Below are 19,243 nucleotides of genomic sequence, written 5' to 3'. Positions count from 1 at the left end.
GCAGCAACGTCACCACCGGGGTCGCCGTGGTGGACTGGCTGAACAGGATGCTGCCCCGGCCGCTCGACCCGGTCCGCTCGATCAAGACGAAGCTGGGCTTCCTGCTGGTCGCCTCCGGCACCACCGGGCTGGCGTACTTCTGGTGGATGATCGGCTGGGTGCCGCCGATGACGTCGGCGACGGCGATCGGGCTGGCCCTGCTCACCTCCCAGGTGCTGGCGCACGGGATGACCTCGCCGCTGCGCGAGATGACGGCCGCCGCCGGCGCGATGGCCCGCGGCGACTACACCCGCCGGGTCCGCGCCACCTCCCGGGACGAGGTCGGCGAGCTGGCCCAGGCGTTCAACAAGATGGCCGAGGACCTGGCCGCGGCCGACCAGCGGCGACGCGAGCTGATCGCGAACGTCTCGCACGAGTTGCGTACGCCGATCACCGCGTTGCAGGGCGTGCTGGAGAACATGGTCGACGGGGTGGCCGCCCCCGAGCCGGCCACGCTGCGCACGGCCCTCGCCCAGACCGAACGCCTCGGACACCTGGTCGCCGACCTGCTCGACCTGTCCCGGCTGGACGCCGGGGTGGTGCCGCTGCGCCGGGTCCGGATCGACGTGGCGGACTTCCTCGACGAGGCGATCGAGCACGCCGCGGCGGCCGCCGCCGGGGCCGGCCGGCAGGTGCGGTTCCGGCTGGCGCCGCCGGCCGGGCCGCTGACCGTCACCGCCGACCCGGGCCGGCTGCACCAGGTCTTCGCCAACCTGCTCGACAACGCCGCCCGGCACAGCCCACCGGGCGGGACGGTGCTGGTGACCGCCGAGGAGCGGGCCGGCCAACTGCACTTCGAGGTGAGCGACGAGGGCGAGGGGATCCCGCTCGCCGAGCGTCCCCGGGTCTTCGAACGGTTCACCCGCGGCGACCGCTCGGGCGACGGGGGCACCGGTCTCGGCCTGGCCATCGCGCGCTGGGTCGTGGAACTGCACGGCGGCGCCATCCGGGTGCTCGAACCGGCCGGGAACGGTCGCGCCGGCTGCCGGATCGGGGTGTCGCTCCCCCTCACCACCCGAACGGGAGAAGCCGCATGAACACCCCCACCACCCCTGGCGACCGCCCGACCCCACCGCCCGGCACGGGCGCGACGATGCCACCGCCCGGCACGGGCGCGACGATGCCACCGCCCGGGGCGGGCGGGCCGGCCGGTACGGGTGCGGCGACGTCCCCGCCTGGCAGCGGCGTGCCGACCGCGCCGCCCGGCGTGGGTGTGCGTACGGCGCCACCGCCCGGCACCGGGGTGAGCACCGCGCAGCGGCCCGGCGGCGAGTGGCCAACGCCGCCGCCCCCGTCCGCGTTGTGGCGCCGGTGGCCCGGACCGGCCGCCCCGCCCCGGCCGGTGGTGCTGGGCGCGGTGGGCGCCGCCGCCCTGACGGCCGCCGCCGTCATCCCGATCGGGCAGCCCGGCGCGGGCTGGGTGCTGGCCGGACTCGCCGCCACCGCCGCGCTGGTCACCGCCGCCGTCCGGCCCGGCAGCGCCGCAGCGGTCGCACCGGCCCAGGGCGGACCGAGCGCCTCGGCCGAACCGGCCCCGACCGGACCGGCAGGCACGACCGGACCGGCGGGCACGACCGGACCGGCGGGCACGACCGGACCGGCGGGCACGACCGGACCGGCGCCGGCCACGCCGGCGGGCGATCCGACCACCCGGCCCGGCGTCACGGGGGCGCCGGGCCGGATGGCCCGGCTGGTCTGGGCGGCGGCCACCCTCGCCCTGCTCGCGGTGGGCGCGGTCCGGGACGCCGGCTGGCTCTTCGGGCTCTGCCTGCTGGCCGCCGCGGTGACCGGCGTGCTGGCGGTGGCCGGCGGCCGGACCGGCCTGGGCATGCTCACCGCCGTACGGATCTGCCTGCTGGCGCCGTTGCGGGCGCTGCCGTGGGCCCGGCGTTCGCTGGCCGGGGTCACCTCCGGCGCGGCGGTCGGCCGCAGCCTGGTCAGCATCGCCGTCTCGGTCGGCCTGCTGCTGGTCTTCGGGCTGCTGTTCATCTCGGCGGACGCGGTCTTCGCCGATCTGGTCATCGGACTGCTGCCGGAGAGCGCCCCGCCGGACCTGGTGGGCTGGGCGTTCCGCCTGGTCCTCGCGATTCCGGTGCTGCTCGGCGGGGCGTACCTGCTGGCCGCGCCGCCGCGGCTGGACGACCTGCGGGCGAAACCGGGCCGGCCGGTGCGGCGCCGGGAATGGGTGCTGCCGCTGGCCCTGCTCGTCGGGCTCTTCGCCGCGTTCGTGCTGGTGCAGCTCGCGGTGCTGTTCGGCGGCTCCGGGCACGTGCTGCGGACCGGGGGACTGACCTACGCCGAGTACGCCCGCGGCGGCTTCTGGCAGCTCCTCGCCGTCTCGGCGCTGACCCTGCTGGTGATCGGCGGCGCCGCCCGCTGGGCGCCCCGGCAGACCCGCGCCGACCGGATCCTGATCCGGGCACTGCTCGGCACGCTCACCGCGCTCAGCCTGGTGATCGTCGTCTCGGCGCTCTACCGGATGCAGGTCTACACCGAGGCGTACGGCGCGACCCGGCTGCGGCTGTTCGTGGCGGTAGCGGAGGCCGGCCTGGGGCTGCTGTTCCTCTTCGTCGGGGTCGCCGTGCTGCGGCTGCGCGCCGGCTGGTTGCCCGTGCTGGCGGTCGGTACGGCGGTGGCCGCCCTGCTCGGACTGGCCGTGGTCAACCCGGACCGGCTGGTCGCCGAGTGGAACGTCGACCGTTACCAGCGCACCGGCCGGATCGACGTGGGCTACCTGGCCGGGCTCTCGGCGGACGCCGCGCCCGCCCTGGACCGGCTGCCAGAGCCGCAGCGCTCCTGCACGTTGGACGACCTCCGGGACCGGCTGGTCGCCGAGGACGACTGGCGGACGGCCAACCTGGGCCGCGCGGCGGCCCGCGACCTGCTCCTGGACCGGCCCCTGCGCAGCACCGGGCTCGACTGCCCCTGGCCGGGCCGGTGGTGATCATCCCGCCCTTGACAATCCCGGTGATCGGGCGAGACTGCCGGGGTGGCGGTACCTGACGAGCCGGGCGGGCCGGGGTGGGAGACGACCGCCCCGGCCGCGCCGGTACCCGCCCCCCGGCCGCCCGCCGCGCCGGCCCGGACGCGGATCGTGCTCGCCGAGGTCCGCCGGGGCAGCCGGGCGGACCGGACCCGCAGCGAGCTGACCCAGCAGACCCGGATCGGCGACACCCTGGTACGCGGCCTGGTCCGGGCCCAGCTCGCGCTGGCCCTGCGGCTGTCGCTGCTGGTGCTGATCGGGCTGGGCGGGCTGCCCTGGCTCTTCGCGATCGCGCCGTCGCTGGGGCGTACCACGGTGCTCGGGGTGACCCTGCCATGGCTGCTGCTGGGCGTGGTGTCGTTCCCGTTCCTGATCGTGGTGGGCTGGGCGTACGTCCGGCTCGCCGAACGCAACGAGCAGGACTTCACCGACCTCGTCCAGCGGCCGGAGCGCTGAGGTGAGCAACGGGTACGTCGTCCCGGCGATCGTCGCGGTCACCCTGGTCACCGTCGGCATCGGCTTCTACGGGCTGCGGCTGGCCCGGACCACCTCCGACTTCCTGGTCGCCTCCCGGACGGTCAGCCCGACCTGGAACGCCGCCGCGATCGGCGGGGAGTACCTGTCGGCCGCCAGCTTCCTCGGCGTGGCCGGCCTGATCCTCAAGTACGGCGTGGACGTGCTCTGGTACCCGGTCGGCTTCGCCGCCGGCTACCTGGCGCTGCTGCTCTTCGTGGCGGCTCCGCTGCGCCGCTCCGGCGCGTTCACCCTGCCCGACTTCTGCGAGCTGCGGCTCGGTTCGCGCCGGCTGCGCACCCTGGCCACCGTCTTCGTGATCTTCATCGGGTGGCTCTACCTGGTGCCGCAGCTCCAGGGGGCGGGGCTCACCCTGGCCACACTCACCGGCTCGCCGTACCCGGTGGGTGCCCTGCTGGTGGCGGCGGTGGTCACCGCGAACGTGGCGCTGGGCGGGATGCGGGCGATCACCTTCGTCCAGGCGTTCCAGTACTGGCTGAAGCTGACCGCGCTGGCCGTACCCGCGATCTTCCTGGCCCTGCAGTGGCAGGCCGACGCCCGCCCGGCGGTGACCCCGCCCGACGGGCCGGCGTTCCGGACCGCGACCACCGTCGTGGTCGAGCACCACGCGGCGCTCACCTTCGCCGACGGCACGATCCGGGAGGTACGCCCCGGCGACCGCCTCGACTTCGCCGCCGGCGACCCGGTGCCGGAGGTGTCCGGCACGGCCACGAAGGCAATCGACTGGCTGCTGCCGGACACCGCCGGAAACGACGACCGGGGACTGTTCGGCACGTACTCGCTGATCCTGGCCACCTTCCTGGGCACCATGGGGCTGCCGCACGTGCTGGTGCGCTTCTACACCAACCCGGACGGCGCGTCGGCCAGACGGACCACGTTGGTGGTGCTGGCCCTGGTCGGCCTCTTCTATCTGCTGCCCACCATCTACGGGGTGCTGGGCCGGATCTACACCCCGCAACTGCTGGTCAGCGGGCAGACCGACGCGGTGGTGGTGCTACTGCCCGGCGCGGCGCTCGGCGACGGCACGACCGGCCGGCTGCTCGCCGCGCTGGTCGCCGCCGGGGCGTTCGCCGCCTTCCTGTCCACCTCGTCCGGGCTGCTCACCAGCGTGGCCGGGGTGATCTCCACCGACGTGCTGGGCCACGGCTCGGTACGCGGCTTCCGGCTGGCCACGGTCATCGCCGGCGGGGTGCCGGCGGTGCTCGCGCTGAACGTCTCCGGGCTGGACGTCTCCCAGGTGGTCGGGCTGGCCTTCGCGGTGGCCGCGTCCAGCTTCTGCCCGCTGCTGGTGCTGGGCATCTGGTGGCGCGGGCTGACCGACCTGGGCGCGGCGGCGGGGGTGCTGGTGGGCGGTGGCGCGGCGATCGCCGCGGTGCTGGTCACCGTGCTGGGGCCGCCGCTGTCCGGGTGGCCCGCCACGCTGACCGCCCAGCCGGCGGCCTGGACGGTGCCGCTGGCCTTCACGGTGATGATCGCGGTGTCGGCGGCGTCGCGGCGGCGGGCGCCGGCCGACGTGGGCGCGACGATGCTGCGGCTGCACGCGCCGGACAGCCTTCGGCTGTAATAGGACCGCTGCTATCGGGAGACGACGTGGACGACTACATCCTCGACCTGGTCGGTGCGGCGTGCTGACCGGCCTGCCCGCCGGGGGACGCCGGCGCGGCATCAGGCTGCTGGCCCTGGTGCTGCTCGCCGGTGGCCTCGTCGGCCCGCTCGGTGGCTGCGCCGGTGGCTGCGCCGACACCGTTATTCAGGTGTCGCCGGTCGAGGTCAACGACGTGTCCGCCCCACTCACGGTGAGCGCGCGGCTGACCCGGGACGGCAGACCCGTCGCCGGGGTCACCGTGAATCTGGCGGTGATGGTGGTGGGTCCGAACAACGCACACAGCGAGGCAATGTTCGACGCCACCACCGACGCCGACGGCCGGGCGAGCGTCACCCGGCGGGGCGGGGTCGCCCGACTGTCGCCCATCGACCACCGGGTCACCGGGTACTCCGCCTACTTCCAGCCCACCAACAAGATCGACGGGAAACGCTACTGCTGGTCGAGCGTGTCGGCGCGGATCACCTGCCGTACCGCGGCCGGCTCCGGCCCATGCCCGGTAGGGGCGCGCACCTGACGGTTGGCGGCGGGCACGCCGCCGGGCCACGCCGAGAGGAGGGGTCCCCGGGAAACGCCTCCGGTAGAGCAGGGCCCCTGTTCAACGCCTCCTGGGCGGCGTCCTGGGCCTCGGCGAGGTCACCACCGAGCGCGTAGAGCACGGTGACCACCCGGTGTCTGGTGTTCCGGTAGAACTCCTCGAACCCCTCGTCTGTGCCCAAACGTGCCTCCCCGTCCCGGTCCTGCTGCTGTCACCCGCCACGGCGGCGGCGGGTTGCATCCGGTCGGCGCGGATCCGGCTCCGTCCGGGGGATGAGCGTGGGTCATCCTGCGGCCGGAGTCCGGGATGGTGCCGGGAGGATACGGTCGGGTGCATGACTGGAGAGCACCCGGCGCTCGCGCTGCGCGGCCTGGCCAAGCGGTTCGACTCGAAGGTGGCCGTGGCCGGCGTCGACCTCGACGTGCCGGCCGGCTCCTTCTACGGGCTGCTCGGCCCGAACGGCGCCGGCAAGACCACCACGTTGTCCATGGCGGTGGGTCTGCTCCGGCCCGACCACGGGCGGGCCTGGGTGCTCGGGCAGGACGTGTGGGCCGATCCGGTGCGGGCCAAGGCGCTGCTCGGCGTGATGCCCGACGGCATACGCCTCTTCGACCGGCTCAGCGGCGCGGAGCTGCTGGCGTACCACGGTCTGCTGCGCGGCATGGACCCGGCGGTGGTCGACCAGCGGGCGGCGGAGCTGCTCGACGTGCTGGCGCTCACCGACGCGGGCCGGACCCTGGTGGTGGACTACTCGGCCGGCATGAAGAAGAAGATCGGGCTGGCCTGTGCGCTGCTGCACGGCCCCCGGCTGCTGGTGCTCGACGAGCCGTTCGAGGCGGTCGACCCGGTCTCCGCCGCGCTGATCCGGGACATCCTCCAGCGGTACGTCACCGGCGGCGGCACGGTGGTCTTCTCCAGCCACGTGATGGAGGTCGTGGAGCGGCTCTGCTCGCACGTGGCGATCCTCGCCGACGGCATCATCAAGCGGGTCGGCACCCTCGACGAGGTACGCGGCGACCGCTCCCTGGAGCAGGTCTTCGTGGCGGTGGTCGGCGGGCGCACCGCCACCGGCGAGGAGCTGGCGTGGCTGTCCCGGTGACGCCCGACCACCCCGCCGCGCGGCGCGTCTCCGCCGGGCACTTCGTCCGGCTGAAGCTGCGGGTGATGGGCAACAACTTCCGCGGCCAGGGGCGGCGGATCGCGCTGTTCGTGGTCGGCGTACTCGTCGGGCTCTGGTTCGGCGCCATGGCCTTCCTCGGCCTGGCCGCCCCCGGGCTCGTCGGCGAGCCCCGCTACGCGGGGATGGTCGCCGCGTTCGGCGGTGGTCTGCTGGTGTTCGGCTGGCTGGTGCTGCCGTTGGCCTTCTTCGGGGTGGACGAGACCCTCGACCCGGCTCGCTTCGCCCTGCTGCCGTTGTCCCGCCGTACCCTGATCACCGGCCTGTTCGCCGCCGCGCTGATCAGCGTGCCGGTGTTCGCCGCGCTGCTCGCCGTCGCCGGGCTGGTGCTCAGCGCCGGCCTGCTGGGCGGCGTCCCGGCCGCGTTGGTCGCGGTGGTCGGCGCGGCCGGTGGCCTGCTGCTCTGCGTGGCGCTCAGCCGCGCGGTGACCAGCGCGTTCGCCACCATGCTGCGTTCCCGGCGGGTACGCGACCTGGCCGCCGTCCTGCTGGCGGTGGTCGCCGCGCTGCTCGGCCCGATCCAGATCGCGGCGACGGCGGCGATCCGCGACGCCGACTGGGACCGGCTGGCCGGGGTGGCCACCGTGATCGGCTGGACGCCGTTCGGCGCGCCGTGGACGGCCGCCTTCGACGTGGTCGACGGGCGGGCCTGGGCGGCGCCGGTGAAGCTGCTGATCACCGCGGCGACCATCGGCCTGGTGCTGTGGTGGTGGTCCCGCTCGCTGGAGTCGGCGATGGTCGGCGCGGCCAGTTCGGGGCCGGCGAAGGCCCGGCGTGGCGCCCCGGCCGGGGCGGTCGGGGAGTTCTTCCCCCGGGTGGTGGGCCGGCTGCGCCGGGACCGGTTCGGCGCGCTGGTGGCCCGGGAATGCCGCTACTGGTGGCGCGACGCCCGTCGGCGGGCCAACCTGATCAGCATCGCCGTGGTCGGCGTCTTCGTGCCGGTGATGGTCAACCTGGGCGGCGGCGGCTTCCGGATGAGCAGCGAAGACGGGTTCACCGCGACCGGGGACCCGTCGCCGCTGCTGGTCGGTTTGTCGATGCTCTTCGTCGGGGTGCTCGCCTCGGTGACCATCGCCAACCAGTTCGGCTTCGACGGCAGCGCGTACGCGGCGAACGTCGTGGCCGGGGTGCCGGGTCGGCTGGAGCTGCGGGCCCGGATGACGGCTTTCTCGCTGTACGTGGTGCCGCTGCTGGTCGTGGTGTCGGTGCTGATCCCGGTGGTGCTGGGTGAGCCGGGCTGGATCGGGATGGCGGGCGGCACCCTGCTGGCCGCGTACGGCTGCGGGCTGGCGGTGAACTCGTTCATCTCGGTACTCGCGTCGTACTCGCTGCCGGAGACGAGCAACCCGTTCGCGATGAACACCGGCGCCGGGGTGGCCCGCAGCCTGCTCGTGCTGCTGTCCATGGTGGTCACGGCGGTCGCCGCGCTGCCCATGGTGGTGGCCGCCGCGCTGCTCGACGGCGGCTGGCTCTGGCTGGCGCTGCCCGTCGGGGTGGCGTACGGGCTGGGTGCGGCGCTGCTCGGGGCGTACCTGGCGGGGGACGTGCTGGACCGCCGGCAGCCGGAGTTGCTCGCCATGGTCACCCCGCGCCGCTGACGCGCACCTGACACTCGGCGGGGTGCAACCGCGCCGCCCATTCAGGAGTGTGTGCAGCAGACACCGCCACGAACGACGGTGCAGAAGCCTGGGGGAGGCGCCTCGTGCGGCAACACCACCCCGGCGAGACGGATGCGGAGCTGGTCCCCCCACCCACCGGGGGTGGGGGCGACAGCTTCGAGGATTTCTACGCCGCGAACTTTCACCCGCTGACCCTTCAGCTCTACGCCTACACCGCCGACGCGAACCAGGCACAGGACGCGGTGCAGGAGGCCTTCACCCGAGCCTGGCAGCGGTGGGACCGGCTGGTCCGGTACGACAATCCGGCCGCCTGGGTACGGCACGTCGCGTTGAACGTGGCCCGCAACCGGTGGCGTCGGCTGCGCGCCGCCCGCGCGCACGCCCGGTTCCACCGCGATGAGGTGGTGGCCGGCCCCGGCCCGGACCGGGTCGCGCTGGCCCGCGCCCTGGCCGGCCTGCCCGAGCGGCAGCGCCGCGCCCTCGTGCTTTTCCACGTCGCCGACCTCGGCATCGAAGAGATCGCCGGCCAGGAGGGCGTCGCCGCCGGGACGGTGAAGTCCTGGCTGCACCGGGGCCGACAAGCCCTCGCCGCCGCGCTCGACGACTCCACCATGGAGGAACGCCATGTCTGAGTTCGACGCGCGTCGCCTCGACGACGCGTTCGCCACCTTCCGGTCCGGCGAGCCGCTGGTCGCCGCGCCCGGCGTATCGGCCGCCCAGGCCGTGCACCGTCGCCGCCGTACCACGCGGATCGTCGTCGCAGGAGTGGCCGCCGCCGTGCTGGTCGCGACGCCGGTACTCGCCGCGCAACGGCACGCCGACCCGGTGCCGCCGCCACCGGCCACCCAGTCGCCGGACACGCCACCGACGCCGGTGCCGAGCCCCTCGGCCAGCGGGGTCAACCCGTCCGCGTCGGCCACCGGAAGCCCGCAGGCGACCGGAAGCCCCACCGGCACCACCGCGCCCGACGGCCAGATCAGCAAGCAGGTCCTGGGGAACGCGACGCTACGCCTGCCGGGATGGCCGGAGGGCTTCGCCGGGGAGTGCCCGTCGGGCCGGGTGCGGTTCGCCGACGGCAAGGCGCAGTTGTCGGTCGGGTCGGAGCTGAGCATTCGCATCGGCGATGTCGTGCACGTCGACGTCGACGACGACGGCGCGAAGGAGACCGCGGCGTCGCTCGTCTGCTCCGGTGTCGAGATGACACATGTCCGGGTTTTCGCCTTCGACCGGGACGGGACCGGCTCGATCGTGACCATGGGTCTGGTCACCGAGATGAAGGGCGACATCGCCTTCATCGGTGCCATCCGCCCGCAGGGCCGGGCGGTCCAGGTCGAGGTGCTCGACTACCTGGAAGGTGAGGGCGTGGCCGGCGGCACGGCCCAGCACCAGTGGCGGTCCTGGTCGTGGAACGGCAAGCGGTTCACCCAGACGGGCGGACCCGCCAGCTTCCCGCCCAATCCTCGGGTCACCGACCTGTCGGTTAGCGGCGGCGACGTCCAGCTCACTCCAGCCGACGCCGGGCAGTCGGCGGGCACCCTGACGCTGGTGGTGCGGAACAAGGGGCCGCAGCGCGCCGAGCAGCCCCGACTGCTGGTGCGGCTGCCCAAGCCCTTCGTCGTCAGTTCCGTGCCGTCCTACTGCACCCCGTTCGTCTCCCGGGCTGAGACCTCGTACACCTGCCAGTTGTCGCCGTTGTCGGCGGGCGCCGAGCGGACGATCCGACTGCCGGTGTCGGCGCCCCGGTCCAGCGCACCCGCCGGGACGTCCGTCGAATACTCCGCCGAGTTCGACTGGGGCGTAGGCGACACTCCGGGGTTCCCGGAGCCGGCGGGCACCAAGGCCGACAACCGGGCTCGGGGCAATCTCGTGGTCGGCTGACGCCGGCAGCCACGCCGCCAGGCGGGCGGCGGGCCGGCACCCGCCGGCCCCCGCCCGCCACTCACCCACCACCGTCGGACCGGGCGATCACGTTACGACCGCTCCACGCTGCGCTTACGTCGATCTGCACGTCGGCTGCGGCGCGCGAGGGTGGGCCGGTTGATCGGCCGGGGGCGGGGCTGGGCGGGCAGCCGGCGGGGGTGGTGGTCAGGCGTGGTGGGGGTGGGGGCGGGGGTCGGCGACGAAGGCGCGCCAGGCGTCGGGGGCGAAGGTCAGCGTCGGGCCGGACCGGTCCTTGCTGTCCCGCACCAGCACCACGCCGGGCAGATTGTCCGCCACCTCGACACAGTTCCCCTCGTTGGCCGACCGGGCCGCCTTGCGCCAGCGCGGCGCGGCATTCGTCATGACGTCACCTTCAGCTTGTTGATCAACTCGATCGAGGCGCTCTCGCTGAGTGCCTCACCGAGTAGATGCTCCCACTTTCGCTGCACCAGACCTATCCACTCCGGGTAGTCCGCGATCTGGCCACGCGCCGCGTTGTCCAGGCAGAGCAGGCGATCATCGCCGGAAAGCTGCGCGAGCACGAAGCCACCGCCCATCGATGCGTGTGCGCCGACGCCGAGTGGCAGGACGTGCAGGCGCACCTGCGGGAGCTCGACGGCTTCGAGCAGGCTCCCCAGTTGCCGGTCCATGACGGCCCGACCACCGACGGGCCGGTGCAGCGCACTCTCATCGATCACGAACACGCACTCCGGCGGATCGCTCCGGTGCAGCAGCCGCTGCCGGCTCATGCGCAGGCTTACGAGGTGCTCGACCCGATCGCTTCGATACAAGCCGCCGGCCGAGACAACGGCGCGGGCGTACTCCTCGGTTTGCAGAAGCCCTGGCACCAGGCACGGCTCGAAGTAGCAGAGCCGCACGGCCCGCTCCTCCTCACCCGGCCATGATTCGAACCAGGATGGCCCGCCTCTTGCCTCGTTCTCCGACAGCAGGCTGGCGAGGAGACCGCCGGTGCCGAGGGCCTGGTCGGCGGCGACGGCGAACTCCATCGTCGGGCGGCGGCGGCCGGTTTCGATCGCGGCCACCGTGGACGGGCTCCACCTGATCGCGGCCGCCAGGGCTTCCTGAGAGACGTCCGCGCCGGCCCGGGCGGCCTTCAGCGCCCGGATCCACATCTCGATGTTCATCCTTACCTCTCCGGTAAGTACGCGACTTCGCTCCGTAGTAAGCCCTGGCATCCTCCCCCGTCGAGGCCCGGCCGTCCAGGGTGGAGGGCACGCGGCCCGGCCGGTGGAGGCGACGTCCCGGCGGCCGGTCCAGCGTCGGGTCGCCCCGGTCATTCCCCCGACCGGGGCGACCCCCTAGCCCTAGGGAGGTCAGTCATGTCCGGGTTGCGTCGCCGCAGGAACGCCGCGCTGTGGTCGTACCGAAGGAGGAAGCCGCCGGGCGCGACCGGCCGAGAGGAGCCCGCGGACCGGCCGAACCAGCCACCGAAGTGGGCGACCGCGCCGACGGTGGCCTGGCCGCGACCGGGCCGCGCCGGCTGGCTGACCCCGGCGCAGACCTGGCGGGCGAACGGTGGCCGCTGGTGACCGCCCGCCACGGCGCGTCGTGCGCGACGGCCGGTGACCCGCCGAACGCGATACCTCTCAGGTATCAATATGCCGCTGAGTCATCACGCTCGTTCGGGCGGTACGCCTGGCCGGACGACACGCCGGGCATCCGCCATCACGGCCAGCCGGGAGCGGACAGCCAACCGGGCGCGGCCGGCGCACCGGAGGCAGGCGGCGTGTGGTGAGGCGGGAGCACCTGCCGATGCGGCCGTTGTGGCGGTGCCGGGCGTGCGGCGCGGCGTGGCCGTGCCAGCCGGCGCGGCTGGCGTTGCTGGTCGAGTACCGGGGCAACCGGACCGGGCTGCTCGTCTATCTCGGCGGGTTGCTGGCCGAGGCGGGCGACCAGCTCGCCCAGCTCAACGGACACGCCCGCCCCGCCGACCTGCACGAGCGCTTCCTGGGCTGGGCGCGGGCCCGGGGCGGCACAATGTTTCACGTGAATCATGAGCCGGGTGCCGAGATCCACCACACCGACCCGTTCGCCGTGCCGGCCGGGCAGCGGTCCCCCACGCGCCGGCTGCGGGGTCGGCTGGCCGCGCCGGTGACGCTCTGGACGGCGCCGGGGCCGGCCGGCCTGACCGTGTCGTCGACCCTGGTGGCCGAGGGCGAACCGGACCGGCTGCTCGGGCTGGTCGACCCGGAGTCGGACCTGTGGGCGGCGGTCGAGGAGGCCGGTCGGTTCGCGGTGTCGCCGCTCGGCCCGGCGCACCGGCAGCTCGCCGACCGGTTCGCCGGCCTCTTCCCGTCGCCCGGGGGCCTCTTCGCCACCGGTTCGTGGACCGACACCCCCTACGGCCCGGTGCCCGCCGACGCCGGCGGTTGGGCCGGCTGCCGGCTGGACACCGCCCGGGAGTACGGCTGGGCCCTGCTGGTCGAGGCCACCATCGAGGCCGTCGACCTGGCCGAGGAGACGGCCCCCCTGCTGCACTACCGCGGCCGCTACCGCGACCTGACGTGAGCTGACCGTCGCCAACCGGTTAACGGAGTGACCCACGTCACTCGGCGCAGGCAGCGCGCCGTTCGGCGCAGCCATCAACCGCGGGCGGTCGGGGCCTTCCGGGGGTGGGAGCGCGGACTCTAGCGTGCGCGAAAATCCCCGATGCCTGTGAAGGTGGTGATCCACAGATGTCCACGGACACACCCGCGTCCGCCCCGACCGGCTCGGCGGCGGAGCGATATCTGGCCGTGCAACGGTCGGACGAGTTCGCCGGGTTGCGTCGCACGTTGCGCGGCTTCGTCTTCCCGATGACCGTCGCTTTCTTCCTGTGGTATGCGCTCTACGTGATTCTCTCCGCGTACGCGCGGGACTTCATGGGCACGAAGCTGGTCGGAAACATCAACGTGGCCCTGATCTTCGGCCTGCTCCAGTTCGTCTCGACGTTCCTCATCGCCTGGTACTACTCCCGGTACGCCGACCGGAAGATCGACCCGATCGCCGACCGAATCCGCGCCGAGATGGGGGAGGTGACCCATGAATCCGATCCTCGCGGCTGAGGCGGGCAGCGGCACCGCCCGCAACCTGACCATCACGCTCTTCCTGGTCTTCGTGGCGGTGACCCTGGCGATCACCGTCTGGGCCAGCCGGCAGACCAAGACCGCCACCGACTTCTACGCCGGCGGCCGGTCGTTCTCCGGCTTCCAGAACGGGATGGCGATCGGCGGCGACTACATGTCGGCGGCGTCCTTCCTCGGCATCGCCGGCATCATCGCGCTCTACGGCTACGACGGCTTCCTGTACTCCATCGGCTTCCTGGTCGCCTGGCTGGTGGCGTTGCTGCTGGTCGCGGAGCTGCTGCGCAACTCCGGCCGGTACACGATGGCCGACGTGCTGGCGTTCCGGATGCGCCAGCGCCCGGTGCGGACCGCCGCCGCGGTCTCCACCATCACCGTGTCGATCTTCTATCTGCTGGCCCAGATGGTCGGCGCGGGCGCCCTGGTCGCGCTGCTGCTCGGCATCAAGCCGGGCACCACCTTCCTGGGCATGGACGCCGGCACCGCGAAGGTCGCCACCATCATCATGGTCGGCGCCCTGATGATCATCTACGTCACCGTGGGCGGCATGAAGGGCACCACGTACGTCCAGATCGTCAAGGCGTTCCTGCTGATGGGCGGCGCGACGGTGATGACCGTGCTGGTGCTGGCGAAGTTCAACTTCAACCTGTCGGCGCTGCTCGGCCAGGCCGCCGAGGCGTCCGGCAAGGGAGCGGCCTTCCTCGAACCCGGCCTCCGGTACGGCGTGGAGACGGCCGGCGATCCGCTGAAGACGTTCTACAGCAAGATGGACCTGCTGTCGCTCGGCATCGCGTTGGTGCTCGGCACCGCCGGCCTGCCGCACATCCTGATCCGCTTCTACACGGTGCCGACCGCCAGGGCGGCCCGCAAGAGCGTGCTCTGGGCGATCGGCATCATCGGCACCTTCTACCTGCTCACCCTCGCGCTCGGCTTCGGCGCCGCGGCGCTGGTCGGCGGCCAGGCGATCACCACGCAGGACAAGGCCGGCAACACCGCCGCCCCGCAGCTCGCCGAGGCGCTGGGCGCCGACTTCTTCGGCGGCGACCTGGGCGGGGCGGCCCTGTTGGCGATCATCGCGGCGGTCGCCTTCGCGACCATCCTGGCCGTGGTCGCCGGGCTCACCCTGGCCTCCTCGTCCAGCATCGCGCACGACTTCTACGCCAACGTCATCAAGCGGGGGCAGGCGTCGGAGCGCCAGGAGGTGCGGGTGGCCCGCATCTCCGCCCTGGTCATCGGCGCGGTCTCGATCGCGCTGTCGATCTACGCGCAGAACCTGAACGTGGCGTTCCTGGTGGCGCTCGCGTTCGCGGTGGCGGCCTCCGGCAACCTGCCGGCGATCCTCTACAGCCTGTTCTGGAAGCGGTTCAACACCTCCGGGGCGGTCTGGGCCATCTACGGCGGCCTGCTCTCCGCCGTACTGCTGGTCTTCTTCTCCCCGGTCGTCTCCGGCGCACCGACGGCGATGTTCCCGGACCACGACTGGCACTGGTTCCCGCTGTCCAACCCGGGCATCCTCTCCATCCCCTTCGGCTTCCTGTGCGGCTGGATCGGCACGGTGATCTCCAAGGAACGCGACGACGACAAGTACGCCGAGCTGGAGGTGCGTTCGCTCACCGGCGCCGGCGCCCACTGACCGGCCCGCACCACGGAGGAGCCCTTCCCACCGGGAGGGGCTCCTCCTCGCGTACCCGGAGTGCGCCCGGCGGAGCCCGGTCGCGCTGAGTAGGCTGGCGGCCATGAAGGTTGCCCCGCGCTTCGGAACCGGCCACCGAGTCCTCGTCACCGGCGGCGCCGGTTTCGTGCCGTCACACCTGGTCGAGGCACTCCTCGACCGCGGCTGCACGGTCGTGGCGCTGGACAACTTCATCACCGGTTCCAAGGACAACATCGCCCACCTGGTCGAGAAGCCGACGTTCACGCTGATCGAGGCGGACGTCAGCGAGGGGCTGCCGACGTACCACCCGGCGATGGCGGAGCGGTTCGACGCGATCCTGCACATGGCGTCGCCGGCCAGCCCGACCGACTTCACCCAGATCCCGCTGGAGATCCTCCGGGTCGGCTCGGTGGGCACCCTGCACCTGCTGGACCGGGCGGTGGCCGACGGCGCCCGGTTCCTGATGGCCTCCACCTCCGAGGCGTACGGGGACCCGAAGGAGCACCCGCAGCGCGAGTCGTACTGGGGGCACGTCAACCCGATCGGCATCCGCAGCGTCTACGACGAGGGCAAGCGCTTCTCCGAGGCCGCCACCATGGCCTACCACCGCTACCGCGGGCTGGACGCGGCGATCATCCGGATCTTCAACACGTATGGGCCACGGATGCGCCCCGACGACGGGCGGGCCGTCCCCACCTTCATCTCCCAGGCGCTGCGCAACGAGCCGATCACCGTGCACGGCACGGGCAACCAGACCCGCTCGGTCTGCTACGTGGACGACCTGGTGCGCGGCATCCTGCTGCTGCTCGACTCGACCGAGACCGGGCCGGTCAACTGCGGCACCGAGCACGAGCTGAGCATGCGGCAACTGGCCGAGTTGATCGTGTCACTCTCCGGCAGCTCCTCGGAGGTGACGTACGTCACGCGCAGCGCGGACGACCCGGAGATGCGCCGCCCCGACCTCACCCTCGCCCGCGAACTGCTCGGATACGAGCCGCAGGTCGCGCCCGAAGATGGCCTGCGGCGCACGATCGCGTACTTCCGCGAGCGGCTAGGGTAACGCCGGCTGCGCGCCGCCCGGCCGCGCCTGAGGGCGGGACTGGTCCGGGCTACGTACCCTCGGGGCATGTCAGCGAGCAGTTCCGCCGCCTTCCCGTACCCCCTGCGCCGCAGCGCGGGGCGGGCCTCCGTGCCCGGCCCGGCCGGCGGTTCCCGGTCCCGCGGACCGGGCGCGCAGTGGTACCCGTCGCACGACGACTCGACGCGGGTGGGCGGCCCACCGGGGCCGGGCGGGCCGCGCGGCCCGCTGGGGCCGGACGGACCGGCCGGGCCGGGCCGGCGCGGGCCCCGGCCGCGGTGGGGCCGGATCGGCCTGGTGGCCGGCGTGGCGCTGCTGGTGATCGCGCTGATCGCCGGCGCCGGGGCCTGGTTCTACGCCCGCAACCTCAACGACGACCTGAAGCGGATGGACCCGTTCGCGCAGATCACCGGCGGACGGCCGGCGAAGGCGGTCAACGGCGCGCTGAACATCCTGCTGGTCGGCACCGACTCCCGCGACCCGGACGCCCCGGTCGACCGGGCCGGCAAGTGGCGCGCGGACACGATCATCGTCATGCACATCCCGGCCGACCACAAGGCCGCCTACCTGGTCTCCATCCCGCGTGACCTCTACGTGCCGATCCCGGAGAACGCCGGTGCGTCGTGCGACACCGGCCGGCGGGCGAAGATCAACGCGGCGTTCGCGTTCGGCGGGGTGCCGCTGGCCGTACGGACCATCGAGTGCTTCACCGACGTCCGGATCGACCACGCGATGTCCATCGACTTCGCCGGCTTCAAGAAGGTCACCGACGCCCTCGGCGGGGTCGACCTGCCGGTCGAGCGGACCATCAAGTCCATCCACAAGCCGTACCGCACGTTCAACAAGGGCACCAACCACATGAACGGCGATGAGGCGCTGGACTGGATCCGGCAGCGCAAGCAGTTCCCGCAGGGCGACTTCGCGCGGATGCGGCACCAGCAGGAGTTCCTCCGGGCGCTGATGGACAAGGCCGCCAGCACCGGCACGCTGTCCAACCCGAAGAAGCTGAACGACTTCCTCCGGGCGGTCACCGCCGCGACGACGGTGGACAAGGACTTCCAGCTCACCGACATGGCGGTGCAGTTTCGGAGTCTGCGCGGGGAGAACCTGACCTTCATCACCAGCCCGAACAAGGGCAGCGAAACCATCAACGGGGAGTCGGTGGTGGTCTCCGACCGGGAGAAGGCGCTCGCCATGTTCAAGGCCATGTCGCAGGACACGATGGGCGACTGGGTCGCGGCGAACCCGCCGCCCGCGGGTCGGTGACGGCGGGTCGACTACTGCTAGTCACCGGATCGCGGGTGGCGGTTCCGCTCGGCGACGGCCCCGCCGGCCCGCCCCGGCACAGGCCGCCGTCGTCACCCCGCCATGCGGATACTCGTTGGATCGGTTGACGTACCACCGACCGCACAGATCCGGATCGACTTTCGGCCACTTCTCGGCGGACTGGCGAAGGAAAGTCTCAATTGGCGTTAAGGCGAGGTCGCCAGAACGGTAACCGGTACGTACAGTAGTTCCGCCCCCCGTTCGCCCGAGCTGGAGCACGCATGCCGGTCCAGACCAGCCGTCGCCCCACGTCCCCCGACCCCGTCAGCGGCTCCGCCCGGGTCTCGGCGGCCGTCCCCGGCCAGCCGGGTGGCGGCGGTCGCCGCGCCGCCGGCGGGTCGAAGAAGCGCTCCCGCCGCAAGGACCCGCTCTGGGCCCGCCTCACCCTGATCTTCGGCGCCGTGCTGATGATGAGCAGCGGCGTCGCGCTCGTCGGCGCCAAGGCGGTGATCGGCCAGGCCACCGGGGACATCGCCCAGCGCAACCTGCTCGGCGGCGCCGGCAAGTCGGGGGCGGAGGGCGGGGACAGCCTGGACGGCCCGATCGATCTGCTGCTGCTGGGTGTCGACGCCCGCGAGCAGTGGTCCGCGGACGACGTCCGCTCGGACAGCATCATCGTGCTGCACATCCCGGCCTCGCACGACCAGGCTTACATGATCTCCATTCCCCGGGACACCGAGGCGCAGATCCCCCCGTTCAAGAAGAGCGGCTACCGGGGCGGCACCGAGAAGATCAACGCGGCCTTCCAGGCCGGCGCCCGCAACGGCGGCGGCTGGGAGGGCGGGGCCCAGCTGATGGCGCAGACCATCAAGAACATGACCGGGATCAGCTTCGACGGCGCCGCGATCATCAACTTCGGCGGTTTCAAGCACGTCATCGACGCGCTCGGCTCGGTCCGGCTCTGCGTCAGCCAGGACGTCAAGTCGATCCACATGGGCCTGGTCAACGGCAAGCCGAAGTACATCGCGAACGCCAAGCTGGACGGCGACAAGTGGGAGCCGCTGATCCACAAGAAGGGCTGTCGCGAGATGACCGGTGCACTCGCGCTGGACTTCGCCCGCCAGCGGTACGGCCTGAAGAACAGCGACTACGACCGCCAGCAGAACCAGCAGCAGCTGCTCAAGGCGATGGCCCGCAAGGCGACCGACAGCGGCACGATGAGCAACCCGCTCAAGCTCCAGAAGATCATCAAGGCGGCCGGCGAGTCGCTGGTGCTGGACACCGGCGGCGCGAAGATGGACGACTTCATCTTCACGATGCGCGGCATCACCGGCAACGACCTGGTCATGCTGCGTACCAACGGCGGCACCTACAACGGCACCGCCGCCAACAGCCGCGAGGCGTTGAACCAGACGACCCTGGACATGTTCAAGGCGGTCAAGGAGGACCGGCTCGCCCAGTTCGTCTTCGAGAATCCGAGCGTCCTCTCCACCCGCAAGTAGGCAGGCAAGGAAGGGCCCCGCTTAACGCAATCGGTGGAGCAGGGGACCCTGCTTAACACCCGCGCCCGCGCCACCCGCGCCGGTGCCCCGCGCCGCCCGCGCCCCCGCACCCGTGCCCCGCGCGGCTGATCCGGCGAAAGCCGCCCGACCTGCCGGAACACCCTCGTAGCCTGACGTGAGCAAGACTCATGTCGGGCTGCGGGGGAGGCTGCCACGTCCAGGTCGGGACGGGTCGTACGCGGACGGG

18 protein-coding genes and 1 pseudogene are annotated in these 19,243 nt (G+C 72.8%); 16 read left to right on the top strand and 3 right to left on the bottom strand.

Annotation, left to right across the window (positions count from 1 at the left end):
- The first annotated feature begins 47 nt into the window (after positions 1-47).
- The 5 genes from AB0H57_RS07275 (at position 48) to AB0H57_RS07255 (ending at position 5,676) form a co-directional block, all read left to right on the top strand.
- Positions 48-1,076, top strand: coding sequence for a HAMP domain-containing sensor histidine kinase (locus AB0H57_RS07275; protein WP_357503728.1), 1,029 nt, complete (start codon positions 48-50; stop codon positions 1,074-1,076).
- Entirely contained in the window at positions 1,073-2,983 is a 1,911-nt protein-coding gene (locus AB0H57_RS07270) for a DUF4153 domain-containing protein (protein ID WP_357503613.1), read from the top strand. Before AB0H57_RS07275 ends, AB0H57_RS07270 begins: the two co-directional genes overlap by 4 nt.
- Positions 2,984-3,130: 147 nt before the next feature.
- Positions 3,131-3,478, top strand: coding sequence for a DUF485 domain-containing protein (locus AB0H57_RS07265; RefSeq protein WP_357503726.1), 348 nt, complete (start codon positions 3,131-3,133; stop codon positions 3,476-3,478).
- A 1-nt stretch (position 3,479) separates the two neighbouring features.
- Entirely contained in the window at positions 3,480-5,120 is a 1,641-nt protein-coding gene (locus AB0H57_RS07260) for a cation acetate symporter (RefSeq protein ID WP_357503611.1), read from the top strand.
- A gap of 61 nt (positions 5,121-5,181) precedes the next feature.
- Positions 5,182-5,676 carry a hypothetical protein gene (locus tag AB0H57_RS07255; protein WP_357503609.1) on the top strand — a complete coding sequence of 165 codons (495 nt, stop codon included), beginning with the start codon at positions 5,182-5,184 and terminating at the stop codon, positions 5,674-5,676.
- An 85-nt stretch (positions 5,677-5,761) separates the two neighbouring features.
- Here the strand turns inward: AB0H57_RS07255 and AB0H57_RS07250 are convergent.
- A pseudogene (locus AB0H57_RS07250) lies at positions 5,762-5,878 on the bottom strand (SigE family RNA polymerase sigma factor); the annotation flags it as partial.
- 153 nt (positions 5,879-6,031) lie between these two features.
- On the opposite strand from AB0H57_RS07250, the gene AB0H57_RS07245 reads away from it, so the two are divergent.
- The 4 genes from AB0H57_RS07245 to AB0H57_RS07230 all read left to right on the top strand — a co-directional run bounded on the left by AB0H57_RS07245 (position 6,032) and on the right by AB0H57_RS07230 (position 10,371).
- Positions 6,032-6,796, top strand: coding sequence for an ABC transporter ATP-binding protein (locus tag AB0H57_RS07245; protein WP_357503607.1), 765 nt, complete (start codon positions 6,032-6,034; stop codon positions 6,794-6,796).
- Positions 6,781-8,472: an ABC transporter permease gene (locus tag AB0H57_RS07240; RefSeq protein ID WP_357503605.1), complete on the top strand. Its 1,692-nt coding sequence runs from the start codon at positions 6,781-6,783 to the stop codon at positions 8,470-8,472. Before AB0H57_RS07245 ends, AB0H57_RS07240 begins: the two co-directional genes overlap by 16 nt.
- 140 nt (positions 8,473-8,612) lie before the next feature.
- Complete coding sequence (locus AB0H57_RS07235) at positions 8,613-9,125, top strand: sigma-70 family RNA polymerase sigma factor (protein ID WP_357503725.1); 513 nt, start codon at positions 8,613-8,615, stop codon at positions 9,123-9,125.
- Entirely contained in the window at positions 9,118-10,371 is a 1,254-nt protein-coding gene (locus AB0H57_RS07230) for a hypothetical protein (protein WP_357503603.1), read from the top strand. The genes AB0H57_RS07235 and AB0H57_RS07230 overlap by 8 nt, the downstream gene beginning before the upstream one ends.
- Before the next feature lie 207 nt (positions 10,372-10,578).
- On the opposite strand, the gene AB0H57_RS07225 is transcribed toward AB0H57_RS07230, so the two are convergent.
- Both AB0H57_RS07225 and AB0H57_RS07220 read right to left on the bottom strand, forming a co-directional pair.
- Positions 10,579-10,776, bottom strand: a complete 198-nt coding sequence (locus AB0H57_RS07225; protein WP_357503600.1) for a DUF397 domain-containing protein — start codon at positions 10,774-10,776, stop codon at positions 10,579-10,581.
- The gene (locus AB0H57_RS07220; RefSeq protein WP_357503599.1) at positions 10,773-11,558 is read right to left on the bottom strand and encodes a helix-turn-helix transcriptional regulator; all 786 of its coding nucleotides are present in this window, start codon (positions 11,556-11,558) and stop codon (positions 10,773-10,775) included. The genes AB0H57_RS07225 and AB0H57_RS07220 overlap by 4 nt, the downstream gene beginning before the upstream one ends.
- A gap of 195 nt (positions 11,559-11,753) precedes the next feature.
- Here AB0H57_RS07220 and AB0H57_RS07215 point away from each other — a divergent pair, with 195 nt between their 5' ends.
- The 7 genes from AB0H57_RS07215 to AB0H57_RS07185 all read left to right on the top strand — a co-directional run bounded on the left by AB0H57_RS07215 (position 11,754) and on the right by AB0H57_RS07185 (position 18,996).
- Positions 11,754-11,963, top strand: coding sequence for a hypothetical protein (locus tag AB0H57_RS07215; RefSeq protein WP_357503597.1), 210 nt, complete (start codon positions 11,754-11,756; stop codon positions 11,961-11,963).
- A gap of 223 nt (positions 11,964-12,186) precedes the next feature.
- Positions 12,187-12,942 (top strand): flavin reductase family protein, encoded by a 756-nt coding sequence (locus AB0H57_RS07210; protein WP_357503723.1) that lies wholly within the window; start codon positions 12,187-12,189, stop codon positions 12,940-12,942.
- A gap of 167 nt (positions 12,943-13,109) precedes the next feature.
- Entirely contained in the window at positions 13,110-13,478 is a 369-nt protein-coding gene (locus tag AB0H57_RS07205; protein ID WP_357503595.1) for a DUF485 domain-containing protein, read from the top strand.
- Positions 13,456-15,129 carry a cation acetate symporter gene (locus tag AB0H57_RS07200; RefSeq protein ID WP_357503593.1) on the top strand — a complete coding sequence of 558 codons (1,674 nt, stop codon included), beginning with the start codon at positions 13,456-13,458 and terminating at the stop codon, positions 15,127-15,129. The genes AB0H57_RS07205 and AB0H57_RS07200 overlap by 23 nt, the downstream gene beginning before the upstream one ends.
- Positions 15,130-15,232: 103 nt before the next feature.
- The gene (locus AB0H57_RS07195; protein WP_357503591.1) at positions 15,233-16,210 is read left to right on the top strand and encodes an NAD-dependent epimerase/dehydratase family protein; all 978 of its coding nucleotides are present in this window, start codon (positions 15,233-15,235) and stop codon (positions 16,208-16,210) included.
- 66 nt (positions 16,211-16,276) lie between these two features.
- Positions 16,277-17,494 carry an LCP family protein gene (locus AB0H57_RS07190; protein ID WP_357503589.1) on the top strand — a complete coding sequence of 406 codons (1,218 nt, stop codon included), beginning with the start codon at positions 16,277-16,279 and terminating at the stop codon, positions 17,492-17,494.
- A gap of 281 nt (positions 17,495-17,775) precedes the next feature.
- Positions 17,776-18,996 carry an LCP family protein gene (locus AB0H57_RS07185; RefSeq protein ID WP_357503587.1) on the top strand — a complete coding sequence of 407 codons (1,221 nt, stop codon included), beginning with the start codon at positions 17,776-17,778 and terminating at the stop codon, positions 18,994-18,996.
- The last annotated feature ends 247 nt before the right edge of the window (positions 18,997-19,243 follow it).

It is taken from the genome of Micromonospora sp. NPDC050686 (assembly GCF_040654475.1).
Classification (GTDB): Bacteria; Actinomycetota; Actinomycetes; order Mycobacteriales; family Micromonosporaceae; genus Micromonospora.
This window is presented reverse-complemented; position numbering and strand designations above follow the sequence as displayed.

Bases quoted from the DNA above. Each gene is read 5' to 3' on its own strand.
- AB0H57_RS07275 (WP_357503728.1), top strand. From the start codon at position 48: ATGCTGCCCCGGCCGCTCGACCCGGTCCGCTCGATCAAGACGAAGCTG.
- AB0H57_RS07270 (WP_357503613.1), top strand. From the start codon at position 1,073: ATGAACACCCCCACCACCCCTGGCGACCGCCCGACCCCACCGCCCGGC.
- AB0H57_RS07245 (WP_357503607.1), top strand. From the start codon at position 6,032: ATGACTGGAGAGCACCCGGCGCTCGCGCTGCGCGGCCTGGCCAAGCGG.
- AB0H57_RS07230 (WP_357503603.1), top strand. From the start codon at position 9,118: ATGTCTGAGTTCGACGCGCGTCGCCTCGACGACGCGTTCGCCACCTTC.
- AB0H57_RS07225 (WP_357503600.1), bottom strand. From the start codon at position 10,776: ATGACGAATGCCGCGCCGCGCTGGCGCAAGGCGGCCCGGTCGGCCAAC.
- AB0H57_RS07220 (WP_357503599.1), bottom strand. From the start codon at position 11,558: ATGAACATCGAGATGTGGATCCGGGCGCTGAAGGCCGCCCGGGCCGGC.
- AB0H57_RS07215 (WP_357503597.1), top strand. From the start codon at position 11,754: ATGTCCGGGTTGCGTCGCCGCAGGAACGCCGCGCTGTGGTCGTACCGA.
- AB0H57_RS07210 (WP_357503723.1), top strand. From the start codon at position 12,187: ATGCGGCCGTTGTGGCGGTGCCGGGCGTGCGGCGCGGCGTGGCCGTGC.
- AB0H57_RS07205 (WP_357503595.1), top strand. From the start codon at position 13,110: ATGTCCACGGACACACCCGCGTCCGCCCCGACCGGCTCGGCGGCGGAG.
- AB0H57_RS07200 (WP_357503593.1), top strand. From the start codon at position 13,456: ATGAATCCGATCCTCGCGGCTGAGGCGGGCAGCGGCACCGCCCGCAAC.
- AB0H57_RS07195 (WP_357503591.1), top strand. From the start codon at position 15,233: ATGAAGGTTGCCCCGCGCTTCGGAACCGGCCACCGAGTCCTCGTCACC.
- AB0H57_RS07190 (WP_357503589.1), top strand. From the start codon at position 16,277: ATGTCAGCGAGCAGTTCCGCCGCCTTCCCGTACCCCCTGCGCCGCAGC.
- AB0H57_RS07185 (WP_357503587.1), top strand. From the start codon at position 17,776: ATGCCGGTCCAGACCAGCCGTCGCCCCACGTCCCCCGACCCCGTCAGC.